This window comes from Streptococcus infantis SPAR10 (genome assembly GCF_000279535.1).
Classification (GTDB): domain Bacteria; phylum Bacillota; class Bacilli; order Lactobacillales; family Streptococcaceae; genus Streptococcus; species Streptococcus infantis_I.
The window spans coordinates 1-13,335 of sequence record NZ_ALCH01000002.1 but is presented as its reverse complement, the minus strand read 5'-3'; the positions used below and the strand labels follow the sequence as shown (position 1 = coordinate 13,335).

The following is a 13,335-nucleotide window of genomic DNA, read 5'->3' as shown; positions in this document are numbered from 1 at the left end:
ACTTCTTGATTTTTCTAAACTAAACTTGGTTTTCCACAGATTTCACACAGCCTACTATTACTATTAACCTTCTAATAATAAAAATAAATAAAGGAGATTCCATGATTCATTTTTCTATTAATAAAAATTTATTCCTGCAATCATTAAATATTACAAAACGTGCTATTAGTTCAAAAAATGCTATTCCTGTTTTATCAACTATTAAAATTGATGTGACTAACGAAGGAATTACATTAATTGGATCAAATGGTCAAATTTCAATTGAGAATTTCATTTCTCAAAAAGATGAAAATGCAGGTCTTTTGATTAACTCTTTAGGATCAATTCTTTTAGAAGCTTCTTTCTTTATCAATGTTGTTTCTAGTCTTCCAGATGTGACTCTTGATTTTAAAGAAATTGAACAACATCAAATTGTACTAACAAGTGGAAAATCAGAAATTACTCTGAAAGGAAAAGACAGCGAACAGTATCCACGTATTCAGGAAATCGCAGCAAGTAATCCTCTAGTTCTTGAAACAAAACTTCTTAAGAAGATTATCAACGAAACTGCCTTTGCTGCTAGTGTACAAGAAAGCCGTCCAATCTTGACTGGTGTACACTTTGTCCTAAGTAATCATCAAGAATTGAAAACAGTTGCGACAGATTCTCACCGTCTCAGTCAGAAGAAATTAACTCTTGAAAAAAATAGTGATAATTTTGATGTTGTCATTCCAAGTCGCTCTCTACGCGAATTTTCAGCTGTTTTTACGGACGATATCGAAACAGTAGAGATATTCTTTGCAAACAACCAAATTCTCTTTAGAAGCGAAAATATTAGCTTCTATACACGTCTCTTAGAAGGTAATTATCCTGATACAGATCGTCTGATTCCAACAGATTTTAATACGACAGTGACTTTTGATGTTGTGAATCTACGTCAATCTATGGAACGTGCACGTCTTTTATCAAGTGCTACTCAAAATGGAACTGTAAAATTAGAAATCAAACAAGGAGTAGTTACAGCTCATGTAAATTCTCCAGAAGTTGGTAAAGTAAACGAAGAAATCGATACAGAAAGTGTATCTGGTGAAGATTTAACTATTAGCTTTAACCCAACTTATTTGATTGAAGCGCTAAAAGCCTTGAATAGTGAAAAGGTAACAATCAGCTTCATTTCAGCAGTTCGTCCATTTACCTTGGTACCAGCTGATACAGATGAAGATTTCATGCAGTTGATTACACCAGTTCGTACAAATTAAGTTAAAGAGGTTGAGCCTAGCTCACCTCTTTTATGATATAATCAGAAATATGAAAAGGAGAGTAGTATGTATCAAGTTGGAAATTTTGTTGAAATGAAAAAACCACACGCTTGTACAATCAAATCTACAGGCAAAAAAGCGAATCGTTGGGAAATTACACGTCTAGGTGCAGATATCAAAATAAAATGCAGTAATTGTGATCATGTTGTCATGATGAGTCGCTATGATTTTGAAAGAAAAATGAGTAAAATTATCGACTAAATGCAAGGAGTTAGAGGGTTAGCAAGTTTTCCCTTTTTGTGTTATAATATTGAAGATTGAAATGTGAACGGAGAATGAGAAATTATGGCTTTAACAGCAGGTATCGTGGGTTTGCCAAACGTTGGTAAATCAACCCTATTTAATGCAATTACAAAAGCAGGAGCAGAGGCTGCAAACTATCCATTTGCAACTATTGATCCAAACGTTGGGATGGTAGAAGTTCCAGATGAACGCCTACAAAAATTGACTGAAATGATTACTCCTAAGAAGACAGTCCCAACAACCTTTGAATTTACAGATATTGCAGGGATTGTAAAAGGTGCGTCAAAAGGAGAAGGTCTCGGTAATAAATTCTTGGCCAATATCCGTGAAGTTGATGCCATTGTCCATGTAGTTCGTGCCTTTGATGATGAAAATGTCATGCGTGAGCAAGGTCGTGAAGATGCTTTTGTAGATCCATTGGCAGATATTGATACCATTAACCTAGAATTGATTCTTGCTGACTTAGAATCTGTTAATAAACGCTATGCGCGTGTGGAAAAGATGGCACGTACGCAAAAAGATAAGGAATCAGTTGCAGAATTTAACGTTCTCCAAAAGATTAAACCTGTCCTTGAAGACGGTAAATCAGCTCGTACTATTGAATTTACAGATGAAGAGCAAAAGGTTGTCAAAGGTCTTTTCCTCTTGACTACTAAACCAGTTCTTTATGTAGCTAACGTTGATGAGGATGTTGTTGGAGACTCAGACTCTATTGATTATGTGAAGCAGATTCGTGAATTCGCAGCAACAGAAAATGCAGAGGTAGTGGTCATTTCTGCGCGTGCTGAAGAAGAAATTTCTGAATTAGACGATGAAGATAAAAAAGAGTTTCTTGAAGCTATTGGTTTGACAGAATCAGGTGTGGATAAGTTGACTCGTGCTGCTTACCATCTACTTGGACTTGGAACTTACTTCACAGCTGGTGAAAAAGAGGTTCGTGCTTGGACCTTTAAACGTGGCATGAAAGCCCCTCAAGCTGCTGGTATCATCCACTCTGACTTCGAAAAAGGTTTTATTCGTGCAGTAACTATGTCTTATGATGATTTGATTAAATACGGATCTGAAAAGGCTGTAAAAGAAGCTGGACGCTTGCGTGAAGAAGGAAAAGAATATGTCGTTCAAGATGGCGATATTATGGAATTCCGCTTTAACGTATAATCAACATTTTAAATAGTGTCAATTAGGTTGGAAAAAAATTCCAACCCTTTTGGCTTTTGAAAGGAAATTTAAATGACAAAATTACTTGTAGGATTGGGAAATCCAGGGGATAAATATTTTGAGACAAAGCATAATGTTGGTTTTATGTTGATTGACCAACTAGCAAAAAAACAGAATGTATCTTTTACACACGATAAAATATTCCAAGCTGAATTAGCTTCATTTTTCCTTAATGGTGAAAAAATTTATCTAGTGAAACCAACAACTTTTATGAATGAAAGTGGGAAAGCAGTTCATGCTTTATTAACCTACTATGGTTTAGATATTGAAGATTTACTGATTATTTACGATGATCTTGACATGGAAGTAGGAAAAATTCGACTTCGCGCTAAAGGATCAGCTGGCGGTCATAATGGTATCAAGTCAATTATCCAACATATTGGTACACAGGTTTTCAATCGTGTAAAGATTGGTATCGGTAGACCTAAAAAAGGAATGTCTGTTGTTCACCACGTTTTGAGTAAATTTGACAAGGATGACTATATAGGTATTTTACAGTCTATTGACAAGGTTGACGATGCTGTAAATTATTATTTACAAGAGAAAAACTTTGAAAAAACAATGCAGAAATACAATGGGTAAGGGAATGTCATTAATCGAATTCTTTTTAGAGAACAAGCAGATACAATTATGGAGTGAACATTTATCTCTCAAGCAGAGGGAATTACTACTAGGTCTCTCTGGTTCAGCAAAGTCTTTAGCTATTGCAAGTAGTGTTAAAAATCAGAACAAGATTATAGTAATGACATCTACTTATGGAGAAGCTGATCGTCTAGTAAATGATTTAATTTCTATCCTGGGTACTGATATGGTTTATCCATTTTTAGTAGATGATTCACCAATGGTAGAATTTTTAGTATCGTCTCAAGAAAAGATTTTTTCAAGAGTTGAAGCCTTGCGTTTTCTAAGAGATAAATCTCAAAAAGGAATACTAGTTTGTAACATGGCAGCTAGCCGTTTATTCTTACCAGATCCTCAAGTCTTTGATAACAGTGTGTTAAAACTTGAAGTTGGCGAAGAGTGTGAACAAAGAGAATTAAAAAGTCAATTGATTTCACTTGGTTATAAAAAAGTTACTCAAGTTCAAAGTCAAGGTGAATTTAGTCTTCGAGGGGATATTTTAGATATCTTTGAAACTTCACAACTATCTCCTTACCGAATAGAATTTTTTGGTGATGAAATAGATGGGATTAGAGAATTCGACGCAGATACACAATTATCAAAAGATAGTCAATCTCAAGTCTCAATCTACCCAGCTAGTGATATTTTACTAGCTACTGAAGATTATCATCGTGGTCAACAATTCTTAGAACATGAGATGGATAAAACTATTTCACCTACATTAAAGTCGTACTTAGAAGAAGTTTTTAGTTGTGCGAAAGAGCAAGTTCTTCATGCTGATATTCGTAAATTTTTGTCTGTTTTTTATAAAAAACAGTGGACCTTGATTGACTACTTGAACCAAGTGCCTATTATCTTTGATGATTTTCAAAAAATTATGAATCAGTATGATATTTTTGATAAGGAAACAGCTAGCTACTTTACAGAGGATTTACACAACAGTAAAGCTGTATCAAGTTTACAATATTTTGCTGACGTAGAAAGTCAGTTTAAAAAATATTTACCAGCTAGCTTCTTTTCTAATTTTCAAAAGGGACTTGGAAATCTAAAATTTGATCATCTTTATCAATTTAATCAATATCCAATGCAAGAATTCTTCAATCAGTTTTCTTTTCTGAAAGAAGAAATTGAACGCTATAAAAAATTAAAATATACGATTGTTCTTCAATCAAGTAGCCAAACAGAACTAAAAAAACTGTCAACGATTCTTGATGAATATAGCATTAAAGTTGACAATAGTAATCAAAGTGAAATCTGTAAAGGAACTGTCAATCTTGTTGAAGGAAACCTTCGTCATGGTTTTCATTTTGTGGATGAGAATCTTGTATTCATCACTGAATATGAAATTTTCAAAAAGAAAATTAAACGCAAATACAGAAGACAAAATATCAGTAATGCTGAAAGATTAAAGGATTATAGTGAACTCCAAAAAGGAGATTATGTTGTTCATCAAATTCATGGGATTGGTCAATATTTAGGAATAGAAACGATTGAACTCAAAGGGATTCACCGAGATTATGTAAGTATCCAATATCAAAATGGAGATCGAATTTCTATCCCTGTAGAACAAATCCAAACCTTATCTAAGTATGTTTCAAGTGACGGTAAGGCTCCAAAGTTAAACAAATTAAACGATGGACGTTTTAAAAAAGCTAAGCAAAAAGTTAAAAATCAAGTTGAAGACATTGCAGATGACTTAATTAAGTTATATGCAGAGAGGAGTCAACTTGAAGGTTTTGCATTTTCAAAAGATGATGAAGATCAAGTTGCTTTTGATGAGGCTTTTCCTTATGTTGAAACTGAAGATCAACTTCGAAGTATCGAAGAAATTAAGAAAGATATGCAGGCTTCTCAACCAATGGATAGACTTTTAGTTGGAGATGTTGGTTTTGGTAAGACTGAGGTGGCCATGCGAGCTGCTTTTAAGGCTGTCAACAATCATAAACAGGTTGTTGTTTTAGTACCTACTACAGTTTTGGCTCAGCAACATTATAGTAATTTTAAGGAAAGATTTGAGCAATTTGCTGTCAATGTAGATGTTTTGAGTCGTTTTAGAAGTAAAAAAGAGCAGACTGAAACACTTGAAAAATTGAAAAAAGGCCAAGTTGATATCCTGATAGGAACCCATCGAGTTTTGTCTAAAGATGTTGAATTTGCTGATTTAGGATTAATCATCATCGATGAAGAACAACGTTTTGGTGTCAAACATAAGGAAGCTTTGAAGGAATTAAAAAAGAAGGTTGATGTCTTAACTTTGACAGCTACACCAATTCCTCGAACTCTACATATGTCTATGCTAGGTATTCGAGATTTATCTGTCATCGAAACTCCCCCAACCAATCGATATCCTGTACAAACCTATGTCCTTGAACAGAATGATCGTGTCATTCGAGATGCTGTATTGAGAGAAATTGATCGTGGTGGTCAGGTTTACTATCTTTACAATAAAGTTGACACGATTGAAAAGAAGGTTTCAGAGTTACAAGAACTGATTCCAGAAGCTTCTATTGGTTTTGTTCATGGTCAAATGAGTGAAATTCGTTTGGAGAATACACTACTTGACTTTATTGAAGGTGAATATGATATTTTAGTAACAACAACAATCATTGAAACAGGGGTAGACATTCCAAATGCCAATACCTTGTTTATCGAAAATGCGGATCATATGGGATTGTCAACCTTGTATCAATTAAGAGGTCGGGTTGGTCGTAGTAATCGTATTGCTTATGCCTATCTTATGTATAGACCAGATAAATCATTGACAGAAGTTTCTGAGAAGAGATTGGAGGCAATTAAAGGTTTCACTGAATTGGGTTCTGGTTTCAAAATTGCCATGCGTGATTTATCCATTCGTGGAGCGGGTAATCTTTTAGGAAGTTCGCAGTCAGGTTTTATCGATTCTGTTGGTTTTGAACTCTATTCTCAATTACTGGAAGAAGCAATTGCTAAGAAGAATGGAACTGATAAGAAACGTGAAAAAGGAAATGCTGAGTTAATTCTACAAATTGATGCCTATCTTCCAGATGAGTATATTTCGGATGAACGACATAAAATTGAGATTTACAAGAGAATTCGTCAAATTGACAACCGTGTCAATTACGAAGAATTACAAGATGAGTTGATAGACCGATTTGGAGAGTATCCAGATGTAGTTGCTTACCTCTTAGAAATTGGATTAGCTAAAGCTTATCTTGATAAAGTTTTTGTCAATCGTGTTGAAAGAAGAAATAATAAGCTTGTCATTCAATTTGAAAAGATATCCCAACAACTATTTTTAACACAAGATTATTTCCAGGCTCTTTCTCAGACAAATTTGAAGGCTAATATTTCTGAAAATCAAGGTTTAATCGAAGTTGTTTTTGATATTCGAAATAAAAAAGACTATGAGATTTTAGAAGGACTCTTAACCTTTGGAGAATCGTTAGCGAAGATAAAAGACTTAAAAGAGTCACATTAGGGCTTACCTTTTTTCTTCTATAAAAGGGATAAAAATGGTACAATAATAATTTGAGGTATTATAAGATGAGATTAGATAAATATTTAAAAGTATCACGAATTATTAAACGCCGTACGGTAGCTAAGGAAGTTGCAGATAAAGGGCGAATCAAGGTTAATGGTATCCTTGCTAAAAGTTCAACTGATTTAAAAATCAATGATCAGGTTGAAATTCGTTTTGGAAATAAATTGTTGCTTGTAAAGGTGCTCGAAATGAAAGATAGCACAAAAAAAGAAGATGCAGCTGGAATGTATGAAATTATCAGTGAAACAAGGGTAGAAGACGATGTATAAAAAAATAGTCCAAATGAATAATTCATTTATTCAAAATGAACACCAACGACGTAAATACATGATGGAAGAACGTCAAAAACGTAATCGTTTTATGGGTTGGGTTTTGATTTTGATTATGTTGCTATTCATCTTACCAACTTACAATTTAGCACAAAGTTACCAACAATTACTAACACGTCGCCAGCAACTAGCTGATTTGAAAAAACAATATCAGGACTTGAGCGATGAAAAGGATAAAGAAGCTAGTTTAGCAACTAAGCTAAAAGATGAATCCTATGCGGCTAAATATTCCCGTGCAAAATATTATTATTCAAAAACATGGGAGGAAGTTTATACAATTCCGGACTTACTTCCTAGGTAATGCGAAATGGAAAATTTATTAGATATTATCGAAAAATTTTTAAGTCAGTCAGATGAAAAATTAGATGAGTTAGCTCAAAAGAATCATCTGTTACGGCTACAAGAAGAAGAGGGGAAAAAGAATGCGTAAATTTTTAGTGATATTACTACTTCCTATTTTCCTAAAAAGCGTTCAAGTAGTAAGCACTGAGAATCCAGTTATCATTCCAAAACAAGAAGTTTATTCTTTAACTCATACTCCGTATCATTTTTATTATCAAGATACTATAGAATCTCCAAAATTTTATGGTGAGACGCCAGTTTATTCTACAGAAGACCTGATTAATGAATCGGGTAAAGTAAATGCAGAAACAAAATTATCTGTTTTAGAATGGCGATTAAATAAACAAGGACAACCTGTCTTTAAATTGTCAAATAATCAATTTGTAATGGCTGATAAACGACTTTTATACGATAGTTCCATCGTAAACGATTTTTCTAAACGAGTATGGCTAGAACCGGGATTTGTCGTTTATAATAGTCCTTATGATCAACAAGAATTAAAGTCTACTTTAGCGCCTTATCAAGAAGTTGAAGCAGATATGTCTATTTTTGCTGAAGGTCGTGAATTCATACATATCAAGCAAACGGGCTGGATTTCGACGGATTATATTTCCGATGATGATAATCGTATTCAGAAAGTACAAGAGTTGCTATCTGCAAATTATCAAAATGAACAGTTCTCTATTTATATTAAACAATTGAGTACAGGTAAGGAAGCTGGCATTAATGAAAATCAGAAAATGTATGCTGCTAGTGTTATGAAATTACCTTATCTTTATTCTGTTCAGGAAAAAATCAATCAAGGTGATTACCAACTTGACACGAAATTGAAGTATGTTTCCGAAGTTAATGATTTCCCTGGTTCTTATAAACCGGAAGGAAGCGGAAGTCTCCCTAAAACAGCGGACAATAAAGAATACACAATCAAAGATTTAATCACAAAAACTGCAAAAGAATCTGACAATGTAGCTCATAATATTCTCGCTTATTATATTACGAATAAATCAGATGAAGCCTTTAAAAAAGAAATGGCTACTATCGCAGGTGAAGAATGGGATGTGACAGATAAGATGGCTTCAGCTAAAATGGCTGGTCAAGTTATGGAATCTATTTATAATCAGAATGGTTTTGTTTTAGAATCTCTTTCACAAACATCTTTTGATAATCAGCGGATTGCTAAGAATATTTCTGCTAAGGTAGCCCATAAAATTGGGGATGCAGATGAATTTAAACACGATGTGGGAATAGTCTATACAGATTCTCCTTTCGTTGTTTCAATCTTTACCAAAAATTCTGATTACGATACTATTTCTAAAATTGCTAAGGATGTCTACGAGGTCCTAAAATGAGAGACCGCGATTTTTTAAATCATTTTCTAGAAAAAGGTTACTTTGAAGGACATTCAAGAGTTGTGCTGGCCTTGTCTGGTGGATTGGATTCGATGTTTCTTTTTCAACTTCTTTTGACCTATCAAAAAGAACTTGGTATTGAATTGTTTTTAGCTCATGTAAATCATAAACAACGACCAGAGTCAGATAATGAAGAAAATGAATTAAGAAAATTAGCTGAACAAGCTGGAGTTCCAATTTATGTAGCTTGTTTTACTGGAGATTTTTCAGAAGCGAATGCTCGTCAATTTCGCTATGAATTCTTTAGAGAAGTGATGGAGAAAACTTCATCTACAGCTCTTGTAACAGCTCATCATGCAGATGATCAAGTTGAGACGATCTTTATGCGATTGATTAGAGGTGTTAGACTACACCATTTATCAGCTATTAAAGAAAGACAAATGTTTGATAAGGGAGAGTTGATTCGTCCTTTGTTGTCTTTTTATAAGAAGGATTTTCCTGAAATTGAGCATTTTGAAGATTCAACGAATAAAGAAAATCACTATCTTCGCAATCGTATTCGCAACCTCTATCTGCCACAGTTAGAAAAAGAAAATGTTCAGGTAAAAAAAGCAATTTTAGAGTTTGGAAAAGAAGTTTCTGACTATCAAATTGCTCTGGCTGAATTATCTCAAGCAGTTGATGTAGAAGATTTAACTCAGTTTTTATCTTTTAGTGAAGCAACGCAAGGAGTTTTACTACAACAATACCTTAGTCGTTTTGCTGATTTAAATGTAACAAGAGAACAATTTCAAGAAATTCATCATATTTTAAAAACTAAGAGTCAATATCGCCATAATATAAAAAATGGTTATGAACTTATAAAAGAATACCAGCACTTTCAAATTGGTAAAATCAGACCAAAGTCTGATGAAAAAAGTAGTGAGTGTGTGTTAAACTATCAAAATCAAGTTTATTATGAAGGTTTTCTATTTTCATTTGGAATTCCTCTAAAAGGTGAAAATGTTCAACAAATAAATGTTTCCCGTGAAACATCATTGATTTTGCGGCATCGACAGCCAGGTGATTATTTGATAATAAATGGTCATCAAAAAAAAGTAAGGCGACTTTTTATTGATTTAAAAATTCCTGCAGAAAAACGAAAAAATGCGATTATTGTTGAGCAATTCGGAAAGATTTGTTCAATTTTAGGAATTGAACTCAGTGATTTGAGTATAAAAACGAAAAATGATATAATGAACACTGTACTTTATATAGAAAAAATAGATAGGTAAAATCATGTTAGAACAAGACATCAAGAAAATTATGATTTCGCAAGATGAAATTACAGAAGCAGCTAAGAAGTTAGGTGCTCAATTGACAAAAGATTATGAAGGGAAAAATCCGATTTTAGTTGGAATTTTAAAAGGATCTATTCCTTTTATGGCAGAATTAGTCAAATATATCGACACTCACCTTGAAATGGATTTTATGATGGTTTCTAGTTATCATGGTGGAACTGTAAGTAGTGGTGTCATTAATATCAAACAAGATGTCACTCAAGATGTTAAAGGTAGACACATTGTCTTTGTAGAAGATATTATTGATACTGGACAAACATTAAAAAGTTTGAGAGATATGTTTACTGCTAGAGAAGCAGCGTCTGTTAAGATTGTTACTATGCTGGATAAACCAGAAGGACGTACTGTAGAAATTGAAGCAGATTATACATGTTTTACAATTCCAAATGAATTCGTTGTAGGCTATGGTTTAGACTATAATGAAAATTATCGTAACCTTCCTTATGTAGGTGTATTGAAAGAGGAAGTTTACTCAAAATAGAAGGGTAAGTTGTTGAATGCAAAAACAAAATAATGGTTTTATAAAAAATCCATTTCTTTATTTGTTGATGATTTTCTTGCTAGTAACGGGATTCCAGTACTTTTTCGCTGGGAGAGTTGCCGGGCACAGTCAACAAATTAAATACTCAGAATTGGTGCAGGAAATCACTAATGACAATGTAAAAGAAATAACCTATCAACCAAGTGGTAGTATTATTGAAGTGTCTGGTGTCTATAAAACTGCTAAAACAGAAAAACCGGAAACAGGTATTCAGTTTTTCACACCTTCTGCAACAAAAGTAGAAAAATTTACAAGTATTATTCTTCCATCGGATACTACTGTAGCAGATTTGCAAAAACTAGCTGGTGAACACCAAACACAAGTTGAAGTCAAGCACGAAAGCTCAAGTGGTATGTGGATTAACATCCTAGTTTCGGTAGTGCCATTTGCTATTTTATTCTTCTTCCTATTTTCTATGATGGGAAATATGGGAGGAAACAGCGGACGCAATCCGATGAGTTTTGGACGCAGTAAAGCTAAGGCTGCTAATAAGGAAGATATCAAAGTACGCTTTTCAGATGTAGCAGGAGCTGAAGAAGAAAAACAAGAACTTGTTGAAGTTGTTGAATTCTTGAAAGATCCAAAACGCTTTACAAAATTAGGTGCTCGTATCCCAGCTGGTGTTCTCTTAGAGGGACCTCCGGGAACTGGTAAAACATTACTTGCTAAAGCAGTAGCAGGAGAAGCTGGAGTACCGTTCTTTAGTATTTCAGGTTCTGACTTCGTAGAAATGTTCGTTGGTGTCGGTGCCAGCCGTGTACGTTCACTCTTTGAGGACGCTAAAAAAGCAGCGCCAGCTATTATCTTCATCGATGAAATTGATGCCGTTGGTCGCCAACGTGGTGTCGGTCTTGGTGGAGGTAATGATGAACGTGAACAAACCTTGAACCAACTCTTGATTGAAATGGATGGTTTTGAAGGAAATGAAGGGATAATTGTCATTGCGGCAACGAACCGTTCAGATGTTCTAGATCCAGCCCTTCTTCGTCCAGGTCGTTTTGACAGAAAAGTATTGGTTGGTCGTCCAGATGTTAAAGGACGCGAAGCAATTCTGAAAGTCCATGCTAGAAATAAACCTCTAGCAGAAGATGTGGATTTGAAGTTAGTAGCACAACAAACTCCAGGTTTTGTTGGTGCTGATTTAGAAAATGTATTGAACGAAGCGGCATTAGTTGCTGCCCGTCGTAACAAATCAGTCATTGATGCTTCTGATATTGATGAGGCAGAAGACCGCGTTATTGCAGGGCCTTCTAAGAAAGATAAAACTGTTTCTCAAAAAGAACGTGGAATGGTTGCTTATCACGAAGCCGGGCACACTATCGTAGGGTTAGTCTTATCAAATGCGCGTGTCGTTCATAAGGTAACAATTGTTCCACGTGGTCGTGCAGGTGGTTACATGATTGCTCTTCCAAAAGAAGATCAAATGTTGCTATCTAAAGAAGATATGAAAGAACAATTAGCTGGTTTGATGGGTGGACGTGTTGCTGAAGAAATCATCTTTAATGTCCAAACAACAGGTGCATCAAACGACTTTGAGCAAGCTACACAAATGGCGCGTGCAATGGTTACAGAGTATGGTATGAGTGAAAAACTCGGACCTGTTCAATACGAAGGTAATCATGCTATGTTTGGTGCTCAAACTCCACAAAAATCTATTTCAGAACGTACTGCATATGAAATTGATGAAGAAGTTCGAGCATTGTTGAATGAAGCACGTAATAAAGCAGCTGAAATTATTCAATCAAATCGTGAAACGCATAAATTAATTGCAGAAGCCTTATTGAAATATGAAACATTGGATAGTACACAAATCAAATCTCTTTACGAAACAGGGAAAATGCCTGAATCAGTAGAAGAGGAATCACGTGCCCTATCATATGATGAAGTCAAATCAAAAATGGCTGAAGAAAACTAAAATATTAGTAGACAAGATACAAGAGAGGATACTATTATATCCTCTCTTTCTTATTTATAAAAACTAATCTATGAAAACCAGTAAAAAATTTCAGAAAAAACAAATCAAACTAGTTGACAAGAATCTAAAAGTAGGTATAATAGAAAGAGTTGAAAAAGCTCAAGGTCCGTTGGTCAAGGGGTTAAGACACCGCCTTTTCACGGCGGTAACACGGGTTCGAATCCCGTACGGACTATGGGTGTATCGCGGTTGATGGAAATAGGATTTAAAAAAAGTTAAAAAAACCTGTTGACAGAGAAAAGTGACTGTGATATACTAATATAGTTGTCGCAAGCGCGACAAAGACCTTTGAAAACTGAACAAGACGAACCAATGTGCAGGGCACTATAACTTAAGGTTGTAGTACTGAACAATGAAAAAACAATAAATCTGTCAGTGACAGAAATGAGTGAGAACTCAAACTTTTAATGAGAGTTTGATCCTGGCTCAGGACGAACGCTGGCGGCGTGCCTAATACATGCAAGTAGAACGCTGAAGGAGGAGCTTGCTCTTCTGGATGAGTTGCGAACGGGTGAGTAACGCGTAGGTAACCTGCCTGGTAGCGGGGGATAACTATTGG

The 13,335-nt window shown here is 34.7% G+C and carries 12 protein-coding genes, 1 tRNA gene and 1 rRNA gene; all 14 read left to right on the top strand.

Translation table 11 applies throughout. The features are described from left to right. The first annotated feature begins 101 nt into the window (after window positions 1-101). Window positions 102-1,238, top strand: a complete 1,137-nt coding sequence (gene dnaN / locus SPAR10_RS03825; RefSeq protein WP_004250934.1) for a DNA polymerase III subunit beta — start codon at window positions 102-104, stop codon at window positions 1,236-1,238. Between the two features lie 66 nt (window positions 1,239-1,304). Continuing rightward, complete coding sequence (locus SPAR10_RS03820; RefSeq protein WP_004250933.1) at window positions 1,305-1,499, top strand: DUF951 domain-containing protein; 195 nt, start codon at window positions 1,305-1,307, stop codon at window positions 1,497-1,499. 84 nt (window positions 1,500-1,583) lie between these two features. Beyond that, window positions 1,584-2,699, top strand: coding sequence for a redox-regulated ATPase YchF (gene ychF, locus SPAR10_RS03815; RefSeq protein WP_004250931.1), 1,116 nt, complete (start codon window positions 1,584-1,586; stop codon window positions 2,697-2,699). 72 nt (window positions 2,700-2,771) lie between these two features. Next, a complete protein-coding gene (gene pth, locus SPAR10_RS03810) occupies window positions 2,772-3,341 on the top strand; it encodes an aminoacyl-tRNA hydrolase (protein WP_004250929.1) in 570 nt (189 codons plus the stop codon). Beyond that, the gene (gene mfd / locus SPAR10_RS03805; RefSeq protein WP_029747255.1) at window positions 3,334-6,837 is read left to right on the top strand and encodes a transcription-repair coupling factor; all 3,504 of its coding nucleotides are present in this window, start codon (window positions 3,334-3,336) and stop codon (window positions 6,835-6,837) included. The genes pth and mfd overlap by 8 nt, the downstream gene beginning before the upstream one ends. Before the next feature lie 65 nt (window positions 6,838-6,902). Next, complete coding sequence (locus SPAR10_RS03800; RefSeq protein ID WP_004250926.1) at window positions 6,903-7,169, top strand: RNA-binding S4 domain-containing protein; 267 nt, start codon at window positions 6,903-6,905, stop codon at window positions 7,167-7,169. Further along, the gene (locus SPAR10_RS03795) at window positions 7,162-7,530 is read left to right on the top strand and encodes a septum formation initiator family protein (RefSeq protein ID WP_004250925.1); all 369 of its coding nucleotides are present in this window, start codon (window positions 7,162-7,164) and stop codon (window positions 7,528-7,530) included. The genes SPAR10_RS03800 and SPAR10_RS03795 overlap by 8 nt, the downstream gene beginning before the upstream one ends. Window positions 7,531-7,536: 6 nt before the next feature. Beyond that, window positions 7,537-7,659: an SP_0009 family protein gene (locus SPAR10_RS11280; RefSeq protein ID WP_004250924.1), complete on the top strand. Its 123-nt coding sequence runs from the start codon at window positions 7,537-7,539 to the stop codon at window positions 7,657-7,659. Then, window positions 7,652-8,920 carry a serine hydrolase gene (locus tag SPAR10_RS03790; protein WP_004250922.1) on the top strand — a complete coding sequence of 423 codons (1,269 nt, stop codon included), beginning with the start codon at window positions 7,652-7,654 and terminating at the stop codon, window positions 8,918-8,920. The genes SPAR10_RS11280 and SPAR10_RS03790 overlap by 8 nt, the downstream gene beginning before the upstream one ends. Then, the gene (gene tilS, locus SPAR10_RS03785) at window positions 8,917-10,194 is read left to right on the top strand and encodes a tRNA lysidine(34) synthetase TilS (RefSeq protein ID WP_004250920.1); all 1,278 of its coding nucleotides are present in this window, start codon (window positions 8,917-8,919) and stop codon (window positions 10,192-10,194) included. The genes SPAR10_RS03790 and tilS overlap by 4 nt, the downstream gene beginning before the upstream one ends. A gap of 4 nt (window positions 10,195-10,198) precedes the next feature. Continuing rightward, window positions 10,199-10,741, top strand: coding sequence for a hypoxanthine phosphoribosyltransferase (hpt, locus tag SPAR10_RS03780; protein WP_004250918.1), 543 nt, complete (start codon window positions 10,199-10,201; stop codon window positions 10,739-10,741). Between the two features lie 16 nt (window positions 10,742-10,757). After that, a complete protein-coding gene (gene ftsH, locus SPAR10_RS03775) occupies window positions 10,758-12,716 on the top strand; it encodes an ATP-dependent zinc metalloprotease FtsH (protein ID WP_004250916.1) in 1,959 nt (652 codons plus the stop codon). 163 nt (window positions 12,717-12,879) lie between these two features. After that, window positions 12,880-12,951, top strand: a tRNA-Glu gene (locus SPAR10_RS03770). 228 nt (window positions 12,952-13,179) lie between these two features. After that, a 16S ribosomal RNA gene (locus SPAR10_RS0101860) occupies window positions 13,180-13,335 on the top strand; the annotation flags it as partial.